At 73.1% G+C, this 25334-nt stretch carries 25 protein-coding genes and 1 pseudogene; 17 read left to right on the forward strand and 9 right to left on the reverse strand.

Translation table 11 applies throughout. The features are described from left to right. The 5 genes from IEZ04_RS10980 to IEZ04_RS11000 all read left to right on the forward strand — a co-directional run bounded on the left by IEZ04_RS10980 (position 1) and on the right by IEZ04_RS11000 (position 3111). Complete coding sequence (locus tag IEZ04_RS10980) at positions 1 to 1197, forward strand: FAD-dependent monooxygenase (protein ID WP_189216542.1); 1197 nt, start codon at positions 1 to 3, stop codon at positions 1195 to 1197. Further along, entirely contained in the window at positions 1194 to 1664 is a 471-nt protein-coding gene (locus IEZ04_RS10985; RefSeq protein ID WP_189216543.1) for a nuclear transport factor 2 family protein, read from the forward strand. The genes IEZ04_RS10980 and IEZ04_RS10985 overlap by 4 nt, the downstream gene beginning before the upstream one ends. Before the next feature lie 58 nt (positions 1665 to 1722). After that, complete coding sequence (locus IEZ04_RS10990; protein WP_189216544.1) at positions 1723 to 1980, forward strand: hypothetical protein; 258 nt, start codon at positions 1723 to 1725, stop codon at positions 1978 to 1980. A 14-nt stretch (positions 1981 to 1994) separates the two neighbouring features. Further along, positions 1995 to 2333 carry a DUF6233 domain-containing protein gene (locus IEZ04_RS10995; protein ID WP_229820942.1) on the forward strand — a complete coding sequence of 113 codons (339 nt, stop codon included), beginning with the start codon at positions 1995 to 1997 and terminating at the stop codon, positions 2331 to 2333. 166 nt (positions 2334 to 2499) lie between these two features. After that, positions 2500 to 3111 carry a hypothetical protein gene (locus IEZ04_RS11000; protein ID WP_189216545.1) on the forward strand — a complete coding sequence of 204 codons (612 nt, stop codon included), beginning with the start codon at positions 2500 to 2502 and terminating at the stop codon, positions 3109 to 3111. 74 nt (positions 3112 to 3185) lie between these two features. Here the strand turns inward: IEZ04_RS11000 and IEZ04_RS11005 are convergent, their stop codons facing one another. The 3 genes from IEZ04_RS11005 to IEZ04_RS11015 all read right to left on the reverse strand — a co-directional run bounded on the left by IEZ04_RS11005 (position 3186) and on the right by IEZ04_RS11015 (position 5262). Continuing rightward, positions 3186 to 3842, reverse strand: coding sequence for a 4'-phosphopantetheinyl transferase family protein (locus IEZ04_RS11005; RefSeq protein WP_229820943.1), 657 nt, complete (start codon positions 3840 to 3842; stop codon positions 3186 to 3188). Then, positions 3839 to 4693 (reverse strand): metallophosphoesterase family protein, encoded by an 855-nt coding sequence (locus tag IEZ04_RS11010; protein WP_189216547.1) that lies wholly within the window; start codon positions 4691 to 4693, stop codon positions 3839 to 3841. The genes IEZ04_RS11005 and IEZ04_RS11010 overlap by 4 nt, the downstream gene beginning before the upstream one ends. A 65-nt stretch (positions 4694 to 4758) precedes the next feature. Further along, positions 4759 to 5262, reverse strand: a complete 504-nt coding sequence (locus IEZ04_RS11015) for a MarR family winged helix-turn-helix transcriptional regulator (RefSeq protein ID WP_189216548.1) — start codon at positions 5260 to 5262, stop codon at positions 4759 to 4761. A 57-nt stretch (positions 5263 to 5319) separates the two neighbouring features. On the opposite strand from IEZ04_RS11015, the gene IEZ04_RS11020 reads away from it, so the two are divergent. From IEZ04_RS11020 to IEZ04_RS11030, 3 genes and pseudogenes are all read left to right on the forward strand, one after another. Continuing rightward, on the forward strand, positions 5320 to 6156 hold the full coding sequence (locus tag IEZ04_RS11020) for an alpha/beta fold hydrolase (RefSeq protein ID WP_229820944.1): 837 nt from the start codon (positions 5320 to 5322) through the stop codon (positions 6154 to 6156). A gap of 66 nt (positions 6157 to 6222) precedes the next feature. Further along, positions 6223 to 6303, forward strand: a pseudogene (locus tag IEZ04_RS11025) (2Fe-2S iron-sulfur cluster-binding protein); the annotation flags it as partial. A 277-nt stretch (positions 6304 to 6580) separates the two neighbouring features. Then, positions 6581 to 6850: a hypothetical protein gene (locus IEZ04_RS11030; RefSeq protein ID WP_189216550.1), complete on the forward strand. Its 270-nt coding sequence runs from the start codon at positions 6581 to 6583 to the stop codon at positions 6848 to 6850. 33 nt (positions 6851 to 6883) lie between these two features. On the opposite strand, the gene IEZ04_RS11035 is transcribed toward IEZ04_RS11030, so the two are convergent. Together IEZ04_RS11035 and IEZ04_RS11040 are read right to left on the reverse strand one after the other, a co-directional pair. After that, complete coding sequence (locus IEZ04_RS11035) at positions 6884 to 7459, reverse strand: class I SAM-dependent methyltransferase (RefSeq protein WP_229820945.1); 576 nt, start codon at positions 7457 to 7459, stop codon at positions 6884 to 6886. A 125-nt stretch (positions 7460 to 7584) separates the two neighbouring features. After that, positions 7585 to 8520 carry a DMT family transporter gene (locus tag IEZ04_RS11040; protein WP_189216552.1) on the reverse strand — a complete coding sequence of 312 codons (936 nt, stop codon included), beginning with the start codon at positions 8518 to 8520 and terminating at the stop codon, positions 7585 to 7587. A 78-nt stretch (positions 8521 to 8598) separates the two neighbouring features. On the opposite strand from IEZ04_RS11040, the gene IEZ04_RS11045 reads away from it, so the two are divergent. Next, positions 8599 to 9231 (forward strand): TetR/AcrR family transcriptional regulator, encoded by a 633-nt coding sequence (locus IEZ04_RS11045; RefSeq protein WP_189216553.1) that lies wholly within the window; start codon positions 8599 to 8601, stop codon positions 9229 to 9231. 99 nt (positions 9232 to 9330) lie between these two features. Here IEZ04_RS11045 and IEZ04_RS11050 read toward each other — a convergent pair whose 3' ends face one another. Further along, a complete protein-coding gene (locus tag IEZ04_RS11050) occupies positions 9331 to 10368 on the reverse strand; it encodes a sodium:calcium antiporter (RefSeq protein ID WP_189216554.1) in 1038 nt (345 codons plus the stop codon). A gap of 295 nt (positions 10369 to 10663) precedes the next feature. Here IEZ04_RS11050 and IEZ04_RS11055 point away from each other — a divergent pair, with 295 nt between their 5' ends. The 6 genes from IEZ04_RS11055 to IEZ04_RS11080 all read left to right on the forward strand — a co-directional run bounded on the left by IEZ04_RS11055 (position 10664) and on the right by IEZ04_RS11080 (position 19378). Further along, positions 10664 to 10909 carry a DUF5133 domain-containing protein gene (locus IEZ04_RS11055; RefSeq protein WP_189216555.1) on the forward strand — a complete coding sequence of 82 codons (246 nt, stop codon included), beginning with the start codon at positions 10664 to 10666 and terminating at the stop codon, positions 10907 to 10909. Positions 10910 to 11300: 391 nt separating this feature from the next. Next, on the forward strand, positions 11301 to 12842 hold the full coding sequence (locus tag IEZ04_RS11060) for a CYTH and CHAD domain-containing protein (RefSeq protein WP_189216556.1): 1542 nt from the start codon (positions 11301 to 11303) through the stop codon (positions 12840 to 12842). A gap of 735 nt (positions 12843 to 13577) precedes the next feature. Further along, a complete protein-coding gene (locus IEZ04_RS11065; protein ID WP_189216557.1) occupies positions 13578 to 14894 on the forward strand; it encodes a UDP-glucose dehydrogenase family protein in 1317 nt (438 codons plus the stop codon). A 62-nt stretch (positions 14895 to 14956) separates the two neighbouring features. Further along, the gene (locus IEZ04_RS11070) at positions 14957 to 16174 is read left to right on the forward strand and encodes a glycosyltransferase (protein WP_189216558.1); all 1218 of its coding nucleotides are present in this window, start codon (positions 14957 to 14959) and stop codon (positions 16172 to 16174) included. A gap of 116 nt (positions 16175 to 16290) precedes the next feature. Continuing rightward, positions 16291 to 18033 carry an MDR family MFS transporter gene (locus tag IEZ04_RS11075; protein ID WP_189216559.1) on the forward strand — a complete coding sequence of 581 codons (1743 nt, stop codon included), beginning with the start codon at positions 16291 to 16293 and terminating at the stop codon, positions 18031 to 18033. A gap of 121 nt (positions 18034 to 18154) precedes the next feature. Then, positions 18155 to 19378: a lipase family protein gene (locus tag IEZ04_RS11080; RefSeq protein ID WP_229820946.1), complete on the forward strand. Its 1224-nt coding sequence runs from the start codon at positions 18155 to 18157 to the stop codon at positions 19376 to 19378. Between the two features lie 84 nt (positions 19379 to 19462). Here the strand turns inward: IEZ04_RS11080 and IEZ04_RS11085 are convergent, their stop codons facing one another. After that, entirely contained in the window at positions 19463 to 22036 is a 2574-nt protein-coding gene (locus IEZ04_RS11085; protein ID WP_229820979.1) for a glycoside hydrolase family 9 protein, read from the reverse strand. Between the two features lie 277 nt (positions 22037 to 22313). Beyond that, a complete protein-coding gene (locus tag IEZ04_RS11090; RefSeq protein ID WP_189216560.1) occupies positions 22314 to 23054 on the reverse strand; it encodes an AraC family transcriptional regulator in 741 nt (246 codons plus the stop codon). Between the two features lie 54 nt (positions 23055 to 23108). Here IEZ04_RS11090 and IEZ04_RS11095 point away from each other — a divergent pair, with 54 nt between their 5' ends. Continuing rightward, a complete protein-coding gene (locus IEZ04_RS11095; RefSeq protein ID WP_189216561.1) occupies positions 23109 to 24320 on the forward strand; it encodes an MFS transporter in 1212 nt (403 codons plus the stop codon). Further along, complete coding sequence (locus IEZ04_RS11100) at positions 24317 to 24580, forward strand: hypothetical protein (protein WP_189216562.1); 264 nt, start codon at positions 24317 to 24319, stop codon at positions 24578 to 24580. Before IEZ04_RS11095 ends, IEZ04_RS11100 begins: the two co-directional genes overlap by 4 nt. A 203-nt stretch (positions 24581 to 24783) precedes the next feature. On the opposite strand, the gene IEZ04_RS11105 is transcribed toward IEZ04_RS11100, so the two are convergent. Beyond that, positions 24784 to 25260, reverse strand: coding sequence for a MarR family winged helix-turn-helix transcriptional regulator (locus tag IEZ04_RS11105; protein ID WP_229820947.1), 477 nt, complete (start codon positions 25258 to 25260; stop codon positions 24784 to 24786). Between the last annotated feature and the right edge of the window lie 74 nt (positions 25261 to 25334).

Below are 25334 nucleotides of genomic sequence, written 5' to 3' on the forward strand. Positions count from 1 at the left end.
ATGCCACAGCCGACACCCTCACCCCGCGGCGTACCCAGGGTCGTCATCGTCGGAGCGGGCATCGGCGGCCTCGCGGCGGCCGTCGCCCTGCGACGCGTCGGCATCGAGGCGGAGGTGTACGAACGCGCCGAGGCCCTCCGGCCGGCCGGCTCGGGCCTGTCCGTGATGGCCAACGCCCTGCTGGCGCTGCGCGCCCTGGACATCGACCTCGGCCTGGAGAAGCGGGGCCGCACGATCGGGCGCAGCGACCTCCTCGACGCACGCGGGCGCACCCTGCGCTCGATGCCCTTCCGGGAGGCCGGCGAACGGCTGGGCGCCCCGAGCGTCCTCCTGTACCGCGGGGACCTGCAGGCAGCCCTGCTGGACGCGCTGGGCGACGGCAAGGTGCACCTGGGCGCCGCCGCCACGGGGTACGAGGTCACGGACGCCGGTGTCCGCGTCCGCTTCCGGGACGGGCGGGAGGCCGCCGGTGACGTCCTGATCGGCGCCGACGGCATCAACTCGGTGGTGCGCGCGCAGCGCGCGGGCGCCGAGCCGCCCCGGGAGGCCGGCTACATCTGCTGGCTCTCCGTCACCCCGTTCGAGCACCCGCGCTTCACCGAGGGCTTCAACGCCCACTACTGGGGCCGCGGCCGCCGCTTCGGCCTGCACGACGTGGGCCACGGACGGGCGTACTGGTGGGGGACGCGGAACATGCCCGCGGAGGCGGCCCGCGCCTGGGACGGCGACAAGGAACAGGTGCTCCGCGCCTTCGACGGCTGGGCCGACGAGGTGCGGGCGGCGATCGGCTCCACACCCGCCGAGGCGATCATCGGCGTACCCGCCCGGGACCGCCCGTTCCTCGAACAGTGGGGCGACGGCCCGGTGACCCTGCTGGGCGACGCCGCGCACCCCATGCTGCCCAGCCTCGCGCAGGGCGGGAGCAGCGCCATCGAGGACGCGGTCGTCCTCGCCCAGTGCCTGCGCGCCCACAGCGAACCGGTCGCCGCCCTGCGCGCCTACGAGGACCTGCGCCGGGACCGCACCCGCGAACTGGTCGAGGTCTCCCGCAGGTTCAGTGGCACGGAACAGCTCGACCACCCCGTGCTGTGCGCCCTGCGCGATCTGTACCTGCGGTTCGGGCCGCAGGCGGCACTCTTCAAGCCCTTCGAACGGGCCCTCACCCCGCAACTGCTCACGGAAGGCGCACAGGCATGACACAGGACACCCGGGACACCTGGGACGGCCGCGATGGCCAGGACGGCCAGGACGTCGTGCGGCGCTACCTCAAGGCGCTGAACGACCGCGACGGCGACACACTCATGGCGATGATCGCCCCCGACGCCGTCTTCACCATCCCCGGTGACCACCCGCTGGCGGGCACCTGGCGCGGGCTGCCCGAGATCGTCGAGCGGTTCATGCTCCCGATGGGCGGCCTGTTCGCCCCGGACGCCCCCTACGTCACCGAGGTGACGGGAACCGTCGCCGAGGGGGACCGGGTCGTGGTCTTCTGCACCTCCCGTGCGACGACCCGGGGCGGCGAGCCGTACACGATGGACGCCGCCGTCCTGTTCACGGTGCGGGACGGACGGATCGCCGGTATGCGGGAGTACTTCGACACCCAGTACTTCACGCACATGCTGTTCCGGGACCCGGCGGGTCCCGGGCACGTCGCTGGACCGTGAGCCGGTCGAGCCCGCCGGTGACACGGTCACCCGGTGTGAGCGCGCCGGGACGCGTGCCGTGCCGAGGGAGGTCGCCGAGCAGCCCGGCGCCATCGGCTGCAGCGAACCCGCCCGCGCCGCCCCGCGCGGTGACGTGCGCACGGTGCCCCTGGGCGGCGACGGGCCCGACGCCGGGAGGATCGCGCCGGGCGACAGCCGCTGTCCGTTCGAGGACATCGAGTACGCCTGCACCTACGGCGAGCCGCGCCCCGCCTCCCTCACTCAGCGTTATCGAACTAGAATTCGAAACCGTGAGGTGCGCATGGCGCAAGGCTGACCCCGGGATGGAACGTGTTCGACGATCTGCCGCCTGACCTGGCTCGACTGCTCACCCTGCGGGTGTGGCACGCCATGTGGCTGGAGCGCATCGACCGCAGGATCGCCGCGGTGCGCCGCCGAGAGGCCGAGCAGGAGCGCGGGCGGCAGCGGCGCCCGCCCGGACCGGACTGGATCGTGGAACTGGGCATCGGCGACGGCCGTCCGCCCGTCGAGCTCCACGCCGGCGACTGCTACGCCGCGGGCGGGCGGCGCCGCGCCGTCGACCGGGGCGAGGCCCGCCGGCTGCTGGCCGCGGGACTGCGCGCCTGCACCCACTGCCGGCCCGACCGGCGCCTGGGGATCCTGGAGTGACCGTGCCCGCCCGGCCACCCGGTGGAAGCCGGGGAATCGAGATGTCTTCGTGACAAAGGGGCGGGGCAACGATCGGACGAGCGGACGGGTCGTACCGGATACGCAACGGGTCGTACCGGATACGAAGACGAACGATCGACAACGATCGACACGGGGGAGATCGCACATGAACAGCAGAACCGTCCCGACCGCCGTGACCGCGTTCGCGGTCGTGGCCGCCGTCGCCGCGGCCGCCGTCCCGGCCGCCGCGGCCCCGACGGGCACCGGCACACCCCGGTTCCTCGAGCCGGCCGAACTGCCGCCCCACCCGTCCTCCGCCTGGTACGCCGGGCAGGTCACCGGCGGGCAGCCGGACCCGCTGCCGGTCTGCGTGGGCGAGGCGCTGCCGTCCATCGCCTCCCACCGCCGCTACCGCACCGAGTACGACACCGGGGCCCTGCAGGTCACCGTGGTGGAGCGCAGCACGCGGCGGGCCGAGAACCTGGCCGCCCTGCTGCGCGAGGACCTCGACGGCTGCGCGCGGAAGCTGATGGAGCGGTACCCCGACATCACCGCGGCGCAGCGGTACCACGGCCGGCTGAACGTCGAGGAGGGCGCCCACGTCTACGGGCTCCACACCCGCTCCGCATGGGGGGCCTCCGACATCAACCTGCTCTCGGTCGGCCGGGACGGAGCGACGGTGACCGTCGTCCTCTGGGGGCAGATGGGCACCTTCGAGCACGCCCGGGTCGCCGACTTCAGGACCACGACGACCACGGCGGTCGACAAGCTGTACTGACCGCTGCCCCGTACGGCCGGCCGGTGCGGCGGAGCACCCCGGGGCGGGCCCGCGCGGGCCCGCCCCGGGGGAGGTCAGGCGTCGCGTTCCACCGTGATCGCCGTGGCGACGATCCCGCCGTCCACGATCCAGCGTCCGGAGAAGCCGGTCAGCGGTCTGCCGAGCAGGTCCGGTCCGGGGACGAGGACGCGCGCCGTGAACGTGCCGTCGGCGGCGAGCGCCACGGTCGCCTGCTGGAAGTCCAGGAACGTCCGGGCGACCGGGAACCACGCCTTGTACACGGACTCCTTGGCGCTGAACAGGACGCGGTCGAAGGCCACTCCGGCCGACGAGGGCAGCGTCGCCAGTACGGTCAGGTCCTCGGGCCGGGCGATGGCCTCCAGCACGCCCTCGGGCAGTGCGGCGTGCGGCTCCGCGTCGATGCCGACGGTCGCCACGTCGGTCTCGCGGGCCACCACCGCGGCGTAGTACCCCGCGCAGTGGGTCATGCTGCCGACCACACCGGCCGGCCAGCCGGGAGCGCCCCGCTCCCCGGGCACCAGCGGCACGGGCGGGTGGCCGATCCCGGCCAGCGCCTCCCGCGCGCACGCGCGGACGGTGGTGAACTCGTTGCGCCGCTTGTCGACCGCGCGGGCCACGGCGGCCTGCTCCTCCGGGAAGAGGCCGATGTCGGTGCGGTGGGTGAAGGACTCCGACCAACGCACCGTGGCCGGCAGGATCTTGTCGATCACGCTCTCGTTCCCTCCCTGCGGGGCAGGATCTGCCGCGCCAGATCGTTCCGCAGACCGAACCGGCGCCATTCACGGGGGTAGCCGATCGAGACCTCCTCGAAGGGCACCCCGTCGTAGACCGTGCGCCGGGGTATGTGCAGATGGCCGTAGACCACCGTGTGCACGTCGAAGCGCGTGTGCCAGTCCGCGGTGCGCACGGTGCCGCACCACTGGACGAACTCCTGGTGCGTCATCACCTCGGTGGGCCTGCGCACCAGCGGCCAGTGGTTCACCAGGACCAGCGGCAGATCGCCCGCCACCTCCGTGAGGCGCCGCTCGCTCTCCTCCACCCGGGCCTCGCACCACGCCTGGCGGCTCGGGTAGGGGTCGGGGTGGAGGAAGTACTCGTCGGTGCAGACGATGCCGGCCTCGTGCGCCTTGGCGAGCGACTCCTCGCGGTTCGTCGTACCGGGCGCCAGGAAAGTGTAGTCGTACAGCAGGAACAGCGGGGCGATGCGTACGGGCCCGCCCTCCCCGTCCCAGACCGGGAACGGGTCCTCGGGAGTGAGCACGCCGATCCGCCGGCACAGCGCGACCAACTGCTCGTAGCGCTCCACTCCGCGCGCGGGGCTGGTCTCCTGCTTCACCGTCCACAGTTCGTGGTTGCCCGGCACCCAGATCACCTGCGCGAACCGGTCGCGCAACAGGGTCAGCGCCCATTCGATGTCCGACATCAGCTCGCCGACGTCCCCGGCCACGATCAGCCAGTCGTCGGGTGAGCCGGGCCGGAGCCCTTCCACGACCTCGCGGTTCTCGGCGTAGGCGACGTGCAGATCACTGACGGCCCGGAGTGCCCCTTGTGTTGCTGTCACAGGAGCAACTTAGACGATCACCACTACGAACACCTGTCGTACGGACAGCTTCCGGGAAAAGGCCGTCACCGGCGTGTGCCCGGCGAGTCGACGTCCACGTCGTCGAAGAGCGCGTGCAGCGCCCCGAGGACCCGGAGGCACGCGTCGATGTCCGCCATGGCCAACTCCCCGTCCACGCGCCGCAGCAGCGCGTGTTCGCGGGCCCGTACCGCGTCGATCGCGGCCCGTCCCGCGGCGGTGGGGCGGATGAGCGGCGACCGGCGGTGAGCGGGGTTGGCGGCGCTCTCCACCAGGCCGTGCCGCGCCGCGTCGTTCACCATGCGCTGCACGAACTGCCGGCTGAGCGCCTGGGCCCGGCCCATCTGAGGCACCGTCATCGGCCCCCGGGTGCGCAGGAGGTCGAGCACCGCGCGCACCCCGACGGACAGGCCCTCGGTCGGCGCCGCCTCCGTCACCTTGCGGTGGACGCGCCGGTAGAGCGGGCCGACCAGGTCGAACACCTCGGTGAGGCGTTCGGCCAGCTCGTCCTGCGAGGGCGGGGCAAGTACGGGGGAGCGGTCGTTCGTCATGCCACCAGAATGACACCTCGGTTGCCAACCCCTGGCGAACATGACACCTTGGTTGTCATGACTGCCGCCGAGTCCGTACCCGCACCGCCGCTCCGCTCACTGCGGATCCCCGACGGCTCGTTCGCCTACCGCGAGGCGGGTTCCGGACCGTCCCTGGTGTTCCTGCACGGGGGTTTCCTCGACCACCGCATGTGGGAGCGGCAGATCGCCTCCTTCGCCCCGCGCCACCGGGTCATCGCGTGCGACGCCCGGGGGCACGGCGGTTCCGGCAACGCGACCGGTCCCTACCGGCCCGCCGACGACGTCGCCGCGCTGCTGCGCGGCCTCGACGCGGCACCCGCGGTGCTCGTCGGCCTGTCGATGGGCGGGGCCACCGCGGTCGACTGCGCGCTGGAACACCCGGAGCTGGTCCGCGCGGTCGTCGTCAGCGGCGTCGGCACCAGCGAGCCCGTCTTCGAGGACCCGTGGGCGCTGGACGTGATCGCCGCCCAGGGCCGGGCGCTGGCCGCGGGCGACGTGGCCGGCTGGGCCGACGCGTTCAGCCGTTTCACCGTCGGCCCGCACCGCGATCCGGCCGCCGTCGACCCCGACGTGATGCGCCGCGTACGGGAGATGGCGCTCGGCACCGTCGCCAAGCACACGCCGGGCGAGCCCGACCACCGGGTGCCGGTCACGGCCACCTGGGAGCGCGTGCCGGGCATCCGCGTCCCCGTGTGCGCGATCAACGGGGCCCTGGACGCCCCGGACCACCTCGCCATGGCCGGCCGGCTGACCGAACTCGTCCCCGACGGCCGCACCGTCACCGTCCCGGACGCCGCGCACTACCCGAACATGGAGGACCCGGTCCGCTTCGACGCCGCACTGGCGTCGTTCCTGAAGGCGGCTCTCCGCTGATGCGGTCGTGCGGCCACGCGACGGAGCCGCTCGACGGCCGCCGGGCGCTGAGCTGCCCGGCGCCCCGTGCAACGCGCGTTCATCGAGCACGACGCCCCGCAGTGCGGCTGCTGCACGCCGGGCCGGGTCGTCTCGGCGGCCGGGACGCCGGCGGAGGCGCGGGCGGGCCGGCCGAGCGCGGTCACCGCCGGTCCGGACGCCGACCGCACGGTCCGGCGCCGCTGCCCGGTGCTCTCCCGGGCGGTGCCGGCGGGCGCCTCCGGGCGACTGCGCAACAATGCCGCCACCACCGGCGAGATACGGGTCCCGCGCCTGCTCGGAGTGTCCGACGTGGGCCGGGTCGTCGATCCCGGGACGGCCCGCTCGCAACTGCTCGGGCGCATGGCCATGGAGCTGTCGATGGCCCTGCGCGAGCGAGCGGAGTGTGCTCGACCCCCGCTACGGACACGTGGTCGACGCCGGCTTCCCCTCGTACCACGTCGCCTCCGACGCCGACGTCGGCTCGATCGAGGCGCACCGGCTGAGCACGGGAGACCGGTACGCCGATCCCGTGCGCGCCAAGGGTGTCGGCGAGGTCCGCATCGTCGGCACCGCCGCGGCGGTCGCGAACGCCGTGCACCACGCCACCGGTGTCCGGGTGCGGGACCTGCCGATCACCTCGGACGAGCTCCTGGAACCGCTGTCGTCGCCGTAGCCGTCGTCGGGACGGCGTCGCACCGGGCACCTCTCAGGCGCGCGCGGCCGGGGCGTCGTAGACCAGGGTGTACCGCCAGAACAGGCGACGGCGCATCCGGGCGCCGGGCAGTTCCCGGGCGGCCACGGCCCGGATGTCGTCCAGGGTGTCCTGCGGTTCGGCGGTGGGCGCCGTCATGTGCGGGGGCGGCGCGGCGGCCCGGGCCGGATGCCTGATCAGCCCCATGACCGGATTCGCGAGCACGGCGGGCAGGGCGGCGAGCAGGTCGACGGGACCGGCCTGCCGGTAGCACCCGACGACCACGAGGCGCCCGCCCGGGGCGAGACAGCCGCGGAGTTCCCGCAGGGTGGGGGCCAACGGCAGATGGTGCAGGACGGCGACGAGCGTGACGGCGTCCCAGCGCCGCTGCGCGGGGCGTCCGGCGAAGTCGGTCGCGGCGATGGTGACCGCGGGGTCGTCCGCGAAGCGTTCTACCGCCGTACGGGCGGTGGCGGGGTCGGGTTCCAGTCCGGTGACGGTGACGGCGGCGTCGCGCTCGCGGAGCAACGCGATGAGGTTCCCCGTGCCGCATCCGACGTCGAGAACATGACGGGCCCCGGATTCCGTCACGCGCCCGACGACCCAGGGACCGTAGTGGTCGTTGTGGCTCCACGGGTGTCTCTGATGGAAACGGTGCAGAGGAGACAGTGACGCCATGGCACCAAAGTAGCCGGGCACGGCTGTTCGACGGGGCGTCAGGCGCCGTACGGGGACGTCGCCACGGCCTTTCGCGTGTCCGTGTCCCGTGCGGGCGCCCCGCCGGGGGAGGTCCCGCCGCGACGGACGACCACCACGGCCGCGAGTCCGACGGCCAGGCCGCAAGCGGTCTGCGGGCCGAAGGGCTCGCCGAACAGGAGAGCTCCCCAGACCGCAGTGACGGGGGCCATCAGGAACATGAGCGTGTTGACCTCGGTGACCCCGGAGCGCCGCAGGATGAGCCAGTACAGCCCGTAGCCGCCGAAGGTCGACAGGACCACGAGCCAGGTGACCGAGGTCCAGAACGACAGCTCGGCGGGCGGCTTCGCCCCGCCGGTGCTCAGGGCGAGCGCCGTGAAGACGACGGCGCTGGTGGCGCAGTGGACGGTCATCGACACCATGGGCGCGACCCGCACACGGGACCGGCTCTCCAGGAACGTGGCCGCCACCAGCGACAACATGCCGAGGAACGGGACGAGATAGGCCCACCAGGGCGCACCCGTGCCGGCCGTGGCATCGGCCAGGGTGACCATGGCGACGCCGCCCACCCCCAGGCACAGGCCGAGCCACTGCCGACGCGAGACGTACTGGCGCAGCAGCGGCCCGGCGAGCGCTCCGGCGACGAGGGGCTGCACGCCGTCGATCAGGGCCGTGGTGCCGCTGGAGACGCCCAGCTGGATCGCGTGGTAGACGGTGAGCAGATAGCCGCTCTGGGACAGCACGCCGATCACGGCCTGACGGCCCACGTCCCGCGCCGTCAGCCCCCGCCACGCCGCCGCCCCGAGGACGGTGGCGAAGAGCAGCAGGAGGACGGCCGGCGGCAGGAACCGCCACATCAGGACCGTGGTCGCGGGCGCACTGCCCGCCCCGAGCTTGGCCCCGATGAACCCGGAACTCCAGCAGAGCACGAAGGCGGCCGGGAGCAGGAGGTTCATGTCTCATCCTTCGCCGAGCAGGTTGGTAAACAGATCGGTATACCTGTGCCCGCTATACCGATCCGTATACTCCTGGACATGGAGACCACCGGCACACCGCGACGGGTCACGCTGACGCCCGCCGCGCGGCGCATCCTCGGGGCCGCGGCGCGCCTCTTCTACGAACGCGGCATCCATGCCGTCGGGGTGGACCTGATCGCCGCCGAGGCCGGGGTGACGAAGAAGACCCTCTACGACCGGTTCGGCTCCAAGGAGCAGATCGTCGTGGAGTACCTGGCGGACCGTGACGAACGCTGGCGGGCCGTCCTCGCCCGGCACCTCGAAGCCGCCGGGCCGGAGCCGGCGGCGCGCGTCCTGGCCGTCTTCGACGCCTCGCGCGCGTGGTCGGCGGAGCACGGTGCCAAGGGGTGCGGCATGGTCAACGCCCACGCCGAGATCAGTGATCCGTCCCACCCGGCCCACGCCGTCATCACCGGGCAGAAGCAGTGGATGCTCACCCTGTTCACCGGCCTGCTCGGGGACGATGCCGGGGACGTCGCCGGACGCATCGCCCCGGAGGAGGCCGGCCGTCTGGGGCGGATCCTCATGCTGCTCCACGAGGGAGCGCTCGTCGCCCACGGTCTGCGGGTCTTCGCGGACCCGTTCGTCCAGGCCCGGGAGGAGGCGCGGACGCTGCTCGCCGCCGCGGGGGGTGCCGCGGCGGCGAGGTGAGACGGTACCGGGCCGGGAGGGGGGCGGCTCCGCGGTGCCGTTCCGGGGACGCTGTTCCGTGGGCGCCCCGGTTCGGTTCCGTTCCGGAAGGGCCCGCTGTCAGAGAGCGAGTACGGCGACCGTGCCGAAGTAGATCGCGATCAGCAGCACGCCGTCGAACCCGATCCGCAGCCAGCCCTTGCGCTGCCGCACCAGCAGCCCTCCGAGCAGCACGGCCGTCATGACCAGCGCCCCGGCGGTGAGGAACAGCTCGTCCGGCTGCGCCGCGTGGTACAGCGACCCGCCGCCGTAGGCGATGTCGCCGATGACGAGGTTCAGCGCGTCCAGGCAGTTGCCGCCGATGATGGCCGCGACCGCGAGGGTGAGGGCCCCGCGGCGGACCGCGGCGATCGACGTGACGGTCTCCGGGAGCGCGTTGACCAGGCCCATCAGCACCGCGCCGACGAAACCGGCGCTCAGTCCCGTGCCCTCCACGATGCCCTCCGCCGCGTGGGCCACGGCCCAGCCGCCGATCATCACGACGGCGGCGATCCCGATGAACTCCGCCCACAGCGCGGCGGTGGAGCGCCCGGCGGCCTGCTCCTCGTCGGGCACGTCGGGCAGGGTCTCCGTCGTCTCGACCGCTTCCCACATGGGCGTCGACGACTGGGCGCGGATCAGCCGCAGACCACCGGCGTAGAGACCCACCAGGACCAGTGAGGCCGGGTGCACGCCCAGCACCGTCACGTCGGGGCTGAAGGTCGCCATCAGCGCGATGCCGAGCAGGACGATCAGCAGGCAGCCGAACATCATGTTCTGCACCGACGCGGCCGCGTGTTCCAGGTTGACCTTGCGGTGGAAGCCGTCCGCCACCGCGAGTGCCAGGGTCTGGGCCGCGATGCCGCCCACCGCGTTGCTGTAGGCGAGGCCCGGCTGGTCGCCCGCCGCGGTGACGGCGGTCATGACGATGCCGGAGAGGGAGGTCACCAGGCCGAAGAAGACCGCACCGAACAGCGCCTCGCCCCAGCCGGTCCGGTCCGCCAGGGTGTCTCCCAGGGTCGCCAGCCGCACACTGCACACGACGGTGACGCAGGTGGCGAGAAGAAAGACCGCGGCGCTCCAGCCCAGGGTCCATTGGTCGGTCAGTACTGCGGGCACGCGAGGCCTTTCCCGAGAGTCCGTCCGGCGATGGAGGTTTTCTCGATCTGGCCTACCACGGACCCCGGTAAGTATTCCCGTGCAACTTCCGCCTGCGACGGAGCCGTTGCGTCACGCGCGTCCCGTCCGTACCGGCGGCGGCCACAGATATGTATGTATGGAACACGAAAGTCGGGGCACGCGAAGGAACGGATCTGATGCTGTCCTGCGCCGTGCGGGAGCCGCTTCCCGCGGCGCACGGCTCACAGCGTGGCCGGCCGGCTCGTGAGCCGTGCTCCCAGGGAGAGGAACTGTCGTGCTGCTGCCGAACGAGAAGGAACTGCGGGCCGTGCTCGCCCGCTTCGCCGACGCCCGTATCCGCCACGACGTGTGCCCCACCGGCCGCACCAGCCGGGAGCTCGAGGACGCCACGTACACCCTGTGCGTCATGACCGCGACCCGCACGGCCGACGAGGCACTCGTCGCCGCGGACGCGTTCCTGGCGCACCTCTGCGCCGACCACCGCGGGAGGACGCAGGCGGACGAGGCGCTGGCCGCGTGACGACAGGGCTCCGGCCGCTCCCCGGCGTGCGGTGAGGGCAGCGGGGAGCCGGCACCGGAAGGGGGAGCGGTGCCGTACGGCAGCGCGCCGCCGGCCGGACCCCAGGATCACCCGCTCCGGCGGTGCCCGTGCCGCCGCGACCCGCGCCTGCGCCGAGGCGGCCTTCGAGGCGGGCATCGACTCCTTCGACACCGCCGACGTCTGCGGGCGCGGCGCGGCCGGGGAGGCCCGGGCGCCCTCGGTGAGCCGGTCCCGCTGCTGCGGGCTGGTGTGCGGGAGGGCCGAACGGGACCGGGTGGGGTGCGGCGGACCGGGCGGACCGCAGCGCCGGACAGCCCGGAAGTGGCGTACGTACGGGTTTGATCCCCGGAATCGCGTCAAGTGGCTCTGTATGGCCCAGTCGACACGAGAGACAGAACGCAAGTACGCGGCGCCCGCAGCCGACGACACCGCATGGCTGTCCGCCCTGACCCGTGTGGGGCCGGTCGCCTCGGTCGCGGAGCGCGAGGCGCAGAAGCTGGACGCCGTCTACTACGACACCGACGACCTGCGGCTGACCCGCACCCACGCCTCCCTGCGGCGCAGGACGGGCGGCACGGATGCCGGCTGGCACCTGAAACTGCCCCTGTCGGAGAGCACCCGGGAGGAGATCCGGGCGCCGCTGACCTCCGGGGACACGCCTCCCGAGGAACTGCGGGAGCTCGCCCTCTCCCGTACCCGCGGGGCGGCGCTGCGGCCGGTGGTGCGCATCCGTTCCACCCGCGCCCTGCGCCATCTGCTGGACGCCGGGGGCGAGGTCCTGGCCGAGCTGAGCGTGGACACGGTGCGTGCCGACTCGCTGCTCGACGACGGCGGGCGCACGAAGTGGACGGAGATGGAGGTGGAGCTCGCCGACGGCGTGCACCCCGCCCTCCTGGACCGCGTGGAGAAGGTGCTGCGCAAGCACGGCGTCGACCGCGCGCAGAGCCCGGCCAAGGTGGTCCGCGCCCTGACGGAGACCACGCCCTCCCTGAAGCGCACGGCGGACGCGCGCGCCGAGGTCCGCCGGGGATCGGCCGGCGCCCACGTGGTCGCCCACGTGAGGAAGCTGGTCGACACCCTCACGGACCTCGACCCGGCCGTGCGTCGCGACGTGCCCGACGCGGTGCACCGGATGCGCACCACGTCGCGCCGGCTGCGCAGCTGTCTGCGCGCCTACCGTTCCGTCCTCGACCGTGAGGTCACCGACCCGGTCCGGCACGAACTGAAGTGGCTCGGCGGTGAACTCGGCGCGGAACGCGACCACGAGGTGCTCCGGGAGCGGCTGACCGCCGGCGTGCGGGAACTGCCCGACGAACTGGTCCTCGGCCCCGTCACCGCGCGGCTGCAGTTCTGGGACGCGGCCCAGCAGGCCGAGGGGCGCCGGCGCACCCTCGACGCGCTCGCCTCGCCCCGCTATCTGAAGCTGCTCGACAAGCTGAGGGCCCTGGCCGACGCCCCGCCGCTGCGCGCCCAGGCGGCGGGCAAGCCGGAGAAGGTCATGGCCAAGGCGCTGCGGAAGGAGTACGGACGGCTCGTGAAGCGCATGGACCGTGCGCTCGGCCTGCCTGCCGGGCCCGACCGTGACGCCGCCATCCACCACGCCCGCAAGGCCGCCAAGACGCTCCGCTACGCCGCGGAGACGGCCCGCCCCGCCCTGGGGAAGCCCGCACGGCGTCTCGGCAAGCGTGTCAAGGCCGTCCAGCAGGTGGGCGGCGACCAGCACGACAGCGTCGTGACCCGCGACGCGCTGCGCCGCCTGGCGATCTCGGCGCACTCGGCGGGCGAGCCCGGCTTCACCTGGGGCCTGCTGCACGGCCAGGAGGGGGCCTCGGCCGACGCCCGGGAGCGGGAGCTCCCCGAGGCGTGGGCCCGCGCCCGCGCGGCGGCCCGGCACAAGGCCCTCCGCCGCTAGGGCGCTTCTGACGGCTCTTGGTCGGACATCATCCGGCCGGGTGGCACTACGAGAGACGGCTCGCGAGGCGTCGGCTGACTCATCGGGCCCGCCCGCAACCGTCCGGGGACGGTCTCAAGAGCCGTCAGAAACGGCCTAGTCCGGCGCGCTGGTTCCTCGCCGCCGGTTCCTCCTGCCCCGCCCGCTGACCGACCGCACCGATCCGCCGGTCACCGGGCGGGGCAGCCTGCGTTCCGGGTCTCCGGCAGCGGGTCGAACACCGCAGTGTCCGCCGACACCGTGCCGAAGAGCGCCTTTTCGACTCGAAGCAGCGGTGGACGAGCGCCGGGCCGGACCCCGCGTCCCCGGCTGTGTCGCGGATACCGGCGCACCTCCTGCCCGTACCTGCTGAAACGCGACGCGGCGGCGCCACCAGGACGCCGCGCGTACCCGGCGCGTGCTCCTCTTGCGGACGCCCGGCGGCCGGGCGCCCGCCGCTTCGCCCGTTCCGGGTGCGTCCGCTGCTCGTGCCGCTGCCTCGGGTGGTGTGGCACGACCCATGATCCCGTCCGGCGTGATTGTCCGGAAGTCACCGATCGTTGTCATCGACTGTTGACTACGAGGTGGGGTGGTGACCTAACGTGGGGCAACGCAAAGTGATCACCGCATGACTGCCCGTCCGTGCCCCGAGGTTCACCGAGGCACCGAGGCGGTCGCCGGGCACGTCAGGCCGACACGTGGGGATGATGACCGAACATGCAGGCAAGACGCGTTGCTGTCATAGGAACGGGATATGTCGGACTGACCACCGGTGCGTGCCTGGCCGCCCTCGGTCACCGGGTGGTGTGCGCGGACGCCGACGCGGGCAAGGTCGAGCGGCTGCGCCGGGCCGAGGTCGACATCATGGAGCCCCGGCTGCCCGAACTGGTCGAGGAGGGGCTGGCCGCCGGCCGCCTCACGTTCGTCCAGGACACCCCGGCCGCCGTCCGCGAGGCCGAGATCGTCTTCCTCTGCCTGCCCACGCCCATGGGCTCCGGCGGGGCCGCCGACCTGGCGGCCGTCGAGGCCGTCGCGGATGAGATCCGGGCCGTACTGCCGCACGGGTGCGCCGTGGTGAACAAGTCCACCGTGCCGGTGGGTACGTCGGAACGGGTCGCGGCCCTGCTCGGCCGGCCCGACGTCAGTGTGGTGAGCAACCCGGAGTTCCTCCGGGAGGGCCGTGCCGTCCAGGACTTCATGCACCCGGACCGCCTCGTGGTCGGTTCCGCCGACGAGGACGCCGCGCGCCTGGTGGCGGACCTGTACGCCGGTCTCGACGCGCCGACGCTGCTCATGGACGCCGCCGGTGCCGAACTCACCAAGTACGCCGCCAACTTCTTCCTGGCCATGAAGCTGTCCTTCGCCAACAACCTCGCCACCCTGTGCGAGGCGCTCGGCGCGGACATCGACGACGTGACCCGGGGAATCGGCCACGACCCGCGCATCGGCGGCGCCTTCCTCCAGCCCGGACCGGGGTGGGGCGGGTCCTGCCTGCCCAAGGACACCCACGCGCTGCTGACCGTGTGCGAACAGGCCGGGGTGGACTTCCCGCTGCTGCGGGCCACCATCGAGACCAACCTGAAGCATCAGCAGACGCTCGTCGAACGCGTCGTCGCCGGGTGCGGACAGCCGGACGGCTCACTGCGCGGCGTACGACTGGCCCTGTTCGGCCTCACGTTCAAGGCGGGCACCAGCGACCTGCGGGACTCCCCGGCGCTGGCCGTCGCCCGCGCGCTGCGGGAGCGGGGCGCCGAGCTGTACGCCTACGATCCGGCCCTCAGCGAGACCCGCCCGGATCTGAGCGACCTGCTGACGCTGACCGCCACGCCGGAGGAGGCCGCCGGGGGCGCCGCCGCCTGCCTGGTGCTCACCGAGTGGCCGCACTTCCACGACCTGGACTGGGAGGCCGTCGCCGGCCGGCTGGCGTCCCCCGTGGTCCACGACTTCCGCAACTTCCTCGACGCCGAGCGGCTGCGCCGTGCGGGACTGACCTGCCGCGCCGTCGGCCGTCCCGTCGCCGTCGCGGCCGGCTGACCCCGCCGGCGAGACGCTCGACCCCCCACACGCTGCACTTCACAGAGAAAGGCCCGAGACACATGAGGGTCCTGTGCACGACCATCGGCAGTCCTTCCCACGGACGTGCCCAACTGCCGCTGCTGCGAGCCCTCGCAGCCGCCGGCCACGACATCCAGGTGGCCACCACACCGCAGCTGGTCGACGTGTTCCGGCACGACGACGTCCGCGTCACCAGCTGCATCCCGCACTTCTCCCCGGGCGACTTCGCCTCCTCCGTCGACCTGCCCTCCGGCGACCAGCGGGACATGACGTCGCAGGAACAGCAGGCGGCCCTGACGGAGATGATGGCCCGGATCGTCTCCGGACCGATGGCCAGGCTCCTGCGGGACGCCGTGACCCCCCTCGCCCGGGAGTTCCGGCCCGACCTCATCCTGCGCGACGGCATGGACCTGAACGCCGTCCTGCTCGCCGAGGAACTCGGCGTACCCCAGCTGCCCACGCCCTCCGGCGCGAGCAACATGCTGGACCCGGCCGACTCCCTGCCCCACCTCAACGCCCTGCGGCAGGAGTACGGACTCCCCGCCCAGGAGGACCCGTTGTCCGTGGTCGCGCACGGCCGCGTCGACTACGTGCCGTCCGGCTTCTCCTTCGCGCGGCACCTCCCGGACTCACTGGCCTACCGCCAGACCGTCGAGGTCGACCGCAGCTCGATCCTGCCCCGCTGGGTGGCCGAACTCCCCACGGACCGGCCCCTCGTCTTCGCCGCGCTGGGCACGGCGCTGCCCATGCTCCACCAGCGTGAGGACGACGGGCAGCAGCCCGCGATACCCATCCCGTTCCCGGACCCGGTCGAAGCCCTGCGGACGCTCGTCGAGGCGGCCGGTCTGCTGGAGGACTGCACGGTGATCGTGGCCACCGCGGGCATGCCGGTGGACGGGACCGGCGCCGCCCCGCACGTCCACCTGACCGACCGGCTCCCGCAGCCGCTGCTGCTGGAGAACGTGGACCTGTTCCTGACCCACGGCGGCTTCAACAGCGTCCGCGAGTCGCTGCGCACCGCCACGCCCATGGCCGTGCTGCCGCAGTTCGGCGACCAGTACCCGAACGCCCGGCGCGTCGAGGAGCTGGGCCTCGGCCGGGAGATCACCGACCGCACGCCGGAGGGCATCGCCGCCGTGTGCCGGCAGATCCTGGGCGACCCCGGCATCGCCGCGACCACCCGCCGGGCGCGGCTGGCGATGCTGGCGCTGCCCGAGGTCGCCACCGCCGTGGACGACCTGCAGAAACTCGCGAGCTGACCGACACCCGGGCCCCCGCACCGCCCCGCGCGGTGCGGGGGTTCCCGTACGGACCCGCACCGGCCTCCGCCGCCCCTCCCCAGGCACCCGAACACCGAGACGACCGAGGAACCGACATGACCCCCTCCGACGCGCTCCCGCGCGAACCCGCACGATCCGGGGGCCCCGCACACCCGCCACCCCCCGCGACGGCACCGGACGACCCCGCCCCGCCGGCGGACGGCACCGCGGCGGACGGCACCGCGGCGGACGGCACACCCGGGGACGGGCCCGAGCCCGGCCCGCCCGTACGGCTGGCCCACCGGGAGATCGTCACCGTACTGTCCGGCCTGGTGCTCGGCATGTTCCTCGCGGCACTCGACCAGACCGTGGTCTCCTCCGCGCTCCGCACCATCGCCGACGACCTGCACGGCCTGAGCGCCCAGGCCTGGGTGACGACCGCGTACCTGGTCACCGGCACCATCGCCACACCGCTGTACGGCAAGCTCTCCGACATCTACGGGCGGCGCCGCGTCTACCTCTGCGCGATCGTCCTGTTCGCCGTGGGCTCCCTGCTGTGCGGCAGCGCCGGCTCCATCCACGAACTCGCCGCCTGGCGCGCGCTGCAGGGACTCGGCGGCGGCGGACTGATGTCCCTGGCCATGACGGTGATCGCCGACATCACCTCGCCCCGTGAGAGGGGCCGCTACCAGGGGTGGTTCATGGCCGTGTTCGCCGGTGCCAGCATCGTCGGTCCCCTGGTGGGCGGCGTGTTCGCGGGCTCCGGGAGCCTGCTGGGGATCGCCGGCTGGCGCTGGATCTTCCTCGTCAACGTCCCGCTGGCGGCCGTGGCCCTCGCCGTCACCTCCCGCGTACTGCGCCGCATACCGAACACGCAGGTGCGCCACCGCCTGGACTACGGCGGCGCGGCGGCGCTCACGGTGGGCGTGGTGCCGCTGCTGGTGGTCGCCGAACAGGGCCGTGTCTGGGGCTGGGCCTCACCGGCCGCGCTGGTCCTGTACGGGGTGGGTGCGGCAGGACTGGTCCTGTTCCTGGTGGTCGAGCGCCGCATGGGGAAGGAGGCGCTGCTGCCGCTGCGGCTGTTCCGCACCCGCTCCTTCCGGCTCGGCACGACGCTGCACTTCATCGTCGGCATCGGCATGTTCGGCGCGATGACGACGCTGCCGCTCTACCTCCAGCTGGTGAAGGGCATGAGCCCGATGGCGGCGGGGCTCGCCATGCTCCCCACCACGGTGGCGAACGTGGCGGTGACGCTCACCGTCGGCCGGCTGATGTCCCGTACCGGCTACTTCAAGGTCCACCTGGTGACGGGCGTCGCCTCCTTCACGGCGGCCATGGTGGTGTACGCGACGCTGGGCGTCGACAGCCCGCTGTGGCACGTCGCCCTCGGCATGGTGTTCATGGGAGCGGGTCTGGGCGCGGCCATGCAGACCATGACCACGCTGGCCCAGTCCGAGGTGCCGAGGCAGGACATGGGGGCGGCCACGGCCTCGGTGAACTTCTTCCGTTCGAACGGCGGCACCGTCGGCGCCGCGGCGTTCCTGTCCGTCCTCTTCTCGCTCGCCGCGGGCGGCATCGGCGAGCGCCTGACCGCGGCACTCGACCGTCCCGCGCTGCGGCGGCTGGCCGAACAGCCCGCCGACGCCGAGGCGTTGCAGGGGGTCGTGCGGAGCGACGGCAGCGTCAGCCTGGAGGACTCCGCCTTCCTCGACTCCCTCGATCCACGGCTGGCCCGGCCCTTCCTGGAGGGATACGTCGACGCCATGCAGGTCACCTTCATGACCGGTGCGGCCGTGATGCTGGTCGCGCTCGTGATCGCCGCCTGGCGGGTGCCGAACTCGAGGCTCTCCGACGCGTGACCTCTGCGGCCCTTGCGCCATTCGTGTCGTATGTGCGCGTTTCCGATGGTTCGCTCCGCGGCTCCCCGCGGCTCCTCGGGTAATCAGTGGGGTCCCCCTTCCCCATGCCTGAGGAGCCGTTGTGCCGCGTCGTCGTGCCCTGGGCAAGTGGGCCGTGGCAGCCCTCGTCGCCGTGGCCACCGCCGTGTCCCCGCTCGCCCCGACGTCCGCCGGAGCCACCGGCGCCCACCGGCCGCCCTTCTACGAACCGCCGGCGAACCTGCCCGCGCACAACGGCGACGTGATCCGCTCGGAGCCGGCCGCCTTCTACCTGAACCCCCAGAAGGCGGCCGAGTCCGGCGCGCAGGTCGACCGGATCATGTACCGCACGACCGACCGCACCGGAGAGCCGGTCGCGGTCACCGGCACCGTGCTCACGCCCACGACCCCCCGGCGCGGCCCACGGCCGATCATCGGCTACGCCCCCGGGACCCACGGCCTCGCGGACCGGTGCGCCCCCTCCCGTCAGATGGCCGAGGGCACCGACTCGGAGACGCTGTTCGTCAAGAGGCTCCTCGACGAGGGGTACGCCGTCGTCGTCACCGACTACCAGGGGCTGGGCACACCCGGGGTCCACACGTACATGAACCGCGAGGTGCAGGGCCGCGCGCTCCTGGACGCCGTCCGGGCGGCGCAGCGACTGGACGCCGCGCACCTGCCCGACTCCGGGCCCGTCGCTCTCTACGGCTACTCCCAGGGCGGCGGAGCGGCGGCGTCCGCGGCCGAACTCGCCCACACCTACGCGCCGGAGCTGAAGGTCAAGGGTGCCGTCGTCGGCGCGGCCCCCGCGGACCTGGACGAGGTGGCGAAGAGCCTGGACGGCACCTTCTACTCGGTGCTCGTCGAGTACGCCTTCGCCGGACTGGCCGCCGGGTACGGCATCGACACCGCCCCGTACCTGAACCGTCACGGGCAGCGGGTGCTGAGCGACCTGCGGAACAACCGGTGCACGACGGAGGCCGTCGCCGGGTACGCCTTCCTGCGGTCCCGTTCCCTGACCGCGGACGGACGCTCGCTGCCGGAGCGCAACAAGCTCGCGCCGTTCGACCGGATCGTGGCGGAACAGCGGCTCGGCGAACGCAGGCCGGCGCTCCCCGTCCTGGTCTCCCACAGCGTCCTCGACGACATCATCCCGCACCGGGTCGGTGCGCGGCTGGCCGCCGACTGGTGCCGCCGGGGCGCCACCGTGAAGTTCACCAGCAACCACATCCCCACCCACATCGCCGCCGCGGCGGGGGCGAGCGCCGAGGGCGTCCCGTGGCTCGCGGACCGCTTCGCCGGCGAGACGGCGCCGAGCACCTGCTAGCGGCCGCCCCCTTCCGGGCGGCCCGGCAGGAGCGCCGGGCCACGACGTGGCCCGGCGCCGGCCCCTGTCCCGTCCGGACGGTGGCTACCGGACCACGGCGCAGCGCTTCCCGCCGAGACTGAAGGCCCGGGGATCGGCCGGTGAGCCGCTCGCCGTGCCGTTGAAGCCGAAGTGCACCGTGGCACCGGGCGCCAGGGTGGTGTTCCAGCTCTCCGGCCGCGCGACCACGTCCCGCCCGGTCTGGGTGACCTTGGCGCTCCAGGCCTGGGTGATGCGCTGGTCGTCCGCGAAGGACCAGGCCAGCTCCCAGGGGCTGAGCGCGCGCTCACCGGTGTTCTTCAGCGTCACCTGGGAGGTGAAGCCGCTGTTCCAGCGGGACGAGTGGTAGGTCACCTGGCACGCCTCACCGCCGGGGACCTCCCCTCCCTGGTCCCCGCCGCCGAGGTCGTCCAGGTACGAGGCGACCCAGGCCAGCGGGGCGTTCCAGTTGATGGTGATCTCGTTGGTCGCCCAGGACTCGATGTGGTCGATGTAGCACATCGCGGGCGCGCAGCCCTGGAGCCTGGCCTGGGCGATCGGGTCGTCGATGCCGACGTTCGGGCCGCCGGCGACCGATCCGGGCGCCGGGTTGGGCAGCGAGGGGTCGAGCTGGTTCGCCCAGAAGCGGTGGTGCTGGTTGCGGGAGTCCCGCTCGCCGTAACCGGTGATGTAGGACTGGTTGAGCGGATTGCGGCCGAGCAGGTACTCCATGCCGTGCAGCACCGCGTCCCGGTAGCCCGTCTCGCCGGTCAGGTCGTGGGCCGTGGCGAGGACGACCATGTTGTTGAGGACCTGGCTGTTGGAACCCCAGACGTAGGCGTCGTTCCCGGGGGCGTACGGCACTCCGTAGGCCGAGTTCCGGGAGTCCGCCGCGTAGCCGTCGGCCGCCGCCAGCACCGTCGCGCGGACCGAGGCGAGCTGGCCGTCGGTGAGGCCGTTCGGCACGGTGGCCAGGCTGAGCGCGCCCAGTCCGCCGGTCGCGCCCCAGGAGAGCCCGCCGCGCGGGAAGACCGCGTCGGTGTCACCGTGCAACGGGGAGTCCAGCACCGCGCGGCGGAAGGTGTCCTCGCCCGTGGTCACGAACAGCTCGGCCGCCGCCCAGTAGAACTCGTCGCGCACATCGGTGTCGGAGTAGGCGCCGCCGCCCACGCCGTCGTTCGGGTCGGCCAGCACGTCCGGGTGCGCCTTCGCCGCCGCCCAGGCGCTGCGGGCCGTCTTCAGGCACCGCTCGGCGAACTCCGCGTCGTACTCCTCGAAGAGCCGCGCGCACTGGGCGGCGGTGGCCGCCACGTTCAGGGTCGCCGCGGTGGTCGGCGGGTGCAGCTCGCGCGGCTGCGGGTCCTCGGACGGGAGCAGCGGCAGACCGGTCCAGGCACGGTCATGGATTTTGTGGTGCACCATGCCGGCCAGCGGTTCGCCCTCGGGCACCTGCATCCGCATCAGGAAGTCGAGCTGCCAGCGGGCCTCGTCCAGGATGTCGGGGACGCCGTTGCCCCGTTCGGGGACGCGCAGCTTCCCGTCGCCGAGGGCGGAGCCGTCCGCGCCCTCGGCGTGCAGGGTGCGCTCGTGGGCGGCCATCACCTGGGCGACGGAGATCCCGCCGTTGACGACGTACTTGCCGTGGTCACCCGCGTCGTACCAGCCGCCGGAGACGTCGAGCCGGTAGTCGCAGACACCCGGCTGGCACGGCACGTCCGTGTCGCCCTGGTTGGGCGCCACGCCGATGTGCCCGGCGGGGCGCGCGTACTCCTCGCCGACGAGGTCCGCCTCGATCTCGATGCCGCTGCGGTTGTGGTAGAAGTACGCGAGCGCGTCGGTGCGCAGCCCCGAGTAGAGGTCGTCGCCGATGCCGAACGGCTCGCTGGTCTCGCCGTCGATGCTGACGGTGTATCCGTCCCCGGCCTCGTCGACCGCGCTGAAGTCGAAGGTGTGCACGTTCTGGCGGGAGGTCGAGTCGACGCCCGCCGGGCTGGTCGTGCCGCGCGCCCGCTCGGTGCCGCCGGCGTCCTTCAGCACCCAGGTCCGGGGCTCGGTCGCCTCGGTGACGAAGGTCCCGCTCTTGGGCCCGTCGGTGAGGTACCCGACCTGGTTCACCCGCACCGGGGAACCGGTGTCCGGCTCGTAGACGGGCGGTTCCGCGCCGCCGGTCAGCGAGACGTCGTCCACGCAGAAGGTGTACGCCCCCGCGCCGCCGCCCACCTGGAAGGCGAGCTGTGCCGAGTCGTTGTCGGCCGCCGCGGTGAAGACGTGCTCGAAGGTCTCCGGGGCGGTCCCGACCGGGTCGGCCGCGGACAGCTCGGCGGTGTACGGGTCCGTGGCCATCTGGACGTTGGCGCGGATGGTGAGCGGTGCGGTGGAGGTGGCGGTGTAGCGCAGGGTGTAGCTCTCGCCCGTGGTCAGGGGCAGGTTGTTCTGGCCGAGGATGGCGTCCCAGGGGTTGGCCGTACCGGCGGGGACATCGGCGCAGAGGCGCCCGTCGACGACGCTGCCCGGGGTGTTCTCGGTCCACCACCAGCCGGTGGTGCCGGCCGAGAAGTCGCCGTTGGTGACGAGTTCGGGGCCGTCCGCGGCGCGGACCCCGGCGGCGGTGGCGGTCCCGGCAGGGGCGGCGCCCAGCAGCGCGGCGACGGCGACGGCGGAGAGTAACGCGTGTCTGCGGCGGCGCGTTTGTCCACGCCGGGCCGGCGTGGACGGGAGGGGACGGGGGGACGGGAGGTGGGTCACGGCTCTGTCCTTCCGCGCGGGAGGGCGGGCGGTGGCGACGTGTGTCGGGACGCGTCGGACGATGCGGCCCCGGGGGCGCCCAGCGTCCTGGGAGCGCTCCCACGGCATCGTGGTGCCGCCCTGATCCCCAGTCAAGACATGGTGCACGGTGAGTGCCGCGGACGTTCCGCGGTCACCTCGGGTGCGCGCCCGGTGTATGACCGAAAGCACGGCGGAAGACGTCGATGAACGCGCTGGTGGACGACCAGCCGCACCGGTTCGCGACCGTCGTCACCGGAGTGTTGTCCGCGAGGAGCACCAGCGCGTGGTGCAGCCGCAGTTGGGTGCGCCACTGCGGGAAGGTCATGCCGAGGTCGCCGCGGAACAGCCGGGACAGGGTGCGAGCGCTCGCCCCCACCTCGCGCCCCAGTTCCGCGAGGGTGCGACCGTCGGACGGATCGGCGCGCAGCATGTCGCACAGTGTCCGCAGCAGGGGTGCGGTGGGCGCGGGCAGGTGCAGGGGCTGCTGCGGCGAGACGCGCAGCTGGTCGAGCAACACCGCCCGCAGCCGCCCCCGTTCCGGGCTGCCGTCGTCCTCGGTGCGCGTGTAGGCGATGATCAGTTCCCGGAGCAGGGGGCTCACGGCCAGCACGGCCGGGGAGCGCAGACCGAGCGGGTTCACCGTGGCGGGCAGCCCCACCAGGTGCAACTCGAGGTCACCGTGGGCCTGGTGGGCGTGCACCGTGTCGGCGGGCACCCAGATGGCGCGCGTCCCCGGGGCGACCCAGGAGCCGGCGCCGGTGGTGACGGCGAGTACTCCACGGCCCGCGTAGACGATCTGGTGGTCGTCGTGCCGGTGGGCGTCGATGGCGGCACCGGACGCCAGCCACTGGGTGCGGGTGGGAGCGATCGGCTGATGGCGGATCTGCGTCATTGTCTGGCAGGTTATCGAAAGCGCGTCACCGCGTCAGCAGCCGACCATGACGGGGTGCGAAAAAATGCATCGATCACACTGCTGTCCGTCGGGCATGCCTGCGTCGACGTCTATCAGGGTGCCGTGGCCTCGTTGGTGCCGTTCTTCGTGGCCGAGCGTGCCTACAGTTACGCCGCCGTCTCGGGCATCGTGCTCGCGGCCTCCCTGCTGTCATCGGTGGCGCAACCGGTGTTCGGGGTGCTCACCGACCGCTTCGCGATGCCCTGGCTCCTGCCCGTCAGCACCCTTCTGGGAGGAGTCGGCATCGCGCTGAGCGGGGTGAGCGACTCGTACGCGGTGACGCTCGCCGTCGTCGCGGTGTCCGGGATCGGCGTGGCCGCCTACCACCCGGAGTCCGCGCGGGTCGCCCGGCTCGTCGGCCGGGGCAGCCACAAGGCGATGGGATGGTTCTCGCTGGGCGGCAACCTCGGTTTCGCCGTGGCCCCGGTGATGGTCGCGGTCGTGGTGGCCACCGGAGGGCTGCGCCTGACGCCGCTGCTGGTGCTGCCGGCCGTCGTCGGAGCCGCGACCTGCCTGCTCGTGCTGCGCGCACTCGAGCGGCGGCAGGCCGGCGGCGCCGGCGCGACGGTGGTGACGGGGAAGGACGACAAGGCGTCGTTCGTACGGCTGTCACTGGCCGTCGTGTGCCGGTCCGTCGTCTTCATCGGTCTGAGCACCTTCGTCTCGCTGTACACCGCGGAACGCATGAACGGCAGCACGGCCGCCGGCACCGCGGCGCTGTGCGTGCTGTACCTGGGCGGCGCGGTGGGCAGCGTGCTGGGCGGCGCGCTGGCCGACCGGTGGGACCGGGTCACCGTCTCGCGCTGGTCGTACCTGATCACGGCCGGATCGGTCGCGGGCCTGGTGTTCGTACCCGGCCCGGCGCTCTTCCTGTTCGTCATGCTGACCTCGGCCGGCCTGTACGTTCCCTTCTCGCTCCAGGTCACGCTCGGCCAGGACTACCTGCCCTCCCGCGTCGGCACCGCCAGCGGCATCACGCTCGGTCTCACCGTGAGCATCGGCGGCCTGGTGAGCCCTCTCATCGGCGCCGTCGCCGACAGGACCTCCCTGCAGACGGCCCTGGCGCCGCTGGTCCTCATGCCCTTGCTGAGCTGGTTGCTGTTCCGCGCACTGCCGGAACCCGGCGTGCCCCCCTCCGTAGCCGCGCCACCGAAGGGAGACAACCCCGATGCCACGATCTCTCCGGCACAGCCCGGTCTCCGTTGACCGTCCCGCCGTACCGGAACCCCCCCGGCGCCGCCGGTGCGGACGGTCCGGAAGGCCCCGCGCCGCAGGAGCGCTGTCCGCTGCGCGCCTGGGGGTGCACCGCCAGCACGTACCGGCCGACCTGGCGCCTGCTCTCCGCCCACCCGGCCTCCGACGGCGAGGTCGAGTACTGCAAGTGCACCTGCGACGCCATCGTGACGCTCTGTCGAGGAGAGCTGACCGCGTTCACCGGTCCTCCGGCGGGCCGGCGTCTCACCTGAACCGGAAAGATCCGACTGGTGCCTCGTCGCCGCCCACGTCCGGTCGGCTTCTGGTCCGACGGCCGTTCTCGAAGCACCTCCCGGGCCGGTGCCCCGACCCGATGGCACTGGACCGGAGGCCGGCGGGCGCAGGGCCCGCCGTCGGGGGCGACCCGGGGAGCGGCATGTTCCGGCCGCCCGGATGTCCCGGCGCGGCCGTTCCCTCAGCCGTGCCGGGACATCCGGGCGGGACGGCCGGGCGGCGGGACGGCGTCGGGGTTGAGATCCGCGAGCAGGCGCAGCAGCAGTGCGTGCAGTGTGGCCCGTTCGCCGGGAGGGAGCACGGCGACCGCCTCCTCGTCGACTTGGTTCAGCGCCTCCTGCGCCCGCGTCGCGAGGACCTCGCCGGCTTCCGTGACGGCCAGTCGGGCGACCCGCCGGCTCGCGGGGTGCCGGCGGCGTACGAGCAGGCCGCGGTCGACGAGGGCGTTGACCGCGGCCCCCATCGACTGCGGTGTGATGCCGGTGCGCCGGGCGATGTCGGCGGCGGAGATGCCGGGGGAGCGCGCCACGTGCATCAGCGCGTTGTGCTGCGCCGTGGTGAGACCGAGCGGGCGCAGCGCCTTCTCGACGCGCACCCCCATGACGTGTGCCACCTGCCAGGCCACATAGCCGGTGCGGGTCCAGGGGTCATCGATCACACGGCACTCCGATCACGCACGGCGTCTGTAGAAGGCACCTTATAGTTGAACGATACAATTAACGGGTACCTTAT

Source organism: Streptomyces ruber (assembly GCF_014648075.1).
In the GTDB taxonomy this organism is placed as follows: Bacteria; Actinomycetota; Actinomycetes; order Streptomycetales; family Streptomycetaceae; genus Streptomyces; species Streptomyces ruber.

Bases quoted from the DNA above. Each gene is read 5' to 3' on its own strand.
- IEZ04_RS11015 (WP_189216548.1), bottom strand. From the start codon at position 5,262: ATGACGAACGACCGCTCCCCCGTACTTGCCCCGCCCTCGCAGGACGAG.
- IEZ04_RS10980 (WP_189216542.1), top strand. From the start codon at position 1: ATGCCACAGCCGACACCCTCACCCCGCGGCGTACCCAGGGTCGTCATC.
- IEZ04_RS11065 (WP_189216557.1), top strand. From the start codon at position 13,578: ATGCAGGCAAGACGCGTTGCTGTCATAGGAACGGGATATGTCGGACTG.
- IEZ04_RS11075 (WP_189216559.1), top strand. From the start codon at position 16,291: ATGACCCCCTCCGACGCGCTCCCGCGCGAACCCGCACGATCCGGGGGC.
- IEZ04_RS10985 (WP_189216543.1), top strand. From the start codon at position 1,194: ATGACACAGGACACCCGGGACACCTGGGACGGCCGCGATGGCCAGGAC.
- IEZ04_RS11060 (WP_189216556.1), top strand. From the start codon at position 11,301: ATGGCCCAGTCGACACGAGAGACAGAACGCAAGTACGCGGCGCCCGCA.
- IEZ04_RS11045 (WP_189216553.1), top strand. From the start codon at position 8,599: ATGGAGACCACCGGCACACCGCGACGGGTCACGCTGACGCCCGCCGCG.
- IEZ04_RS11020 (WP_229820944.1), top strand. From the start codon at position 5,320: ATGACTGCCGCCGAGTCCGTACCCGCACCGCCGCTCCGCTCACTGCGG.
- IEZ04_RS11040 (WP_189216552.1), bottom strand. From the start codon at position 8,520: ATGAACCTCCTGCTCCCGGCCGCCTTCGTGCTCTGCTGGAGTTCCGGG.
- IEZ04_RS11090 (WP_189216560.1), bottom strand. From the start codon at position 23,054: ATGACGCAGATCCGCCATCAGCCGATCGCTCCCACCCGCACCCAGTGG.
- IEZ04_RS11070 (WP_189216558.1), top strand. From the start codon at position 14,957: ATGAGGGTCCTGTGCACGACCATCGGCAGTCCTTCCCACGGACGTGCC.
- IEZ04_RS11000 (WP_189216545.1), top strand. From the start codon at position 2,500: ATGAACAGCAGAACCGTCCCGACCGCCGTGACCGCGTTCGCGGTCGTG.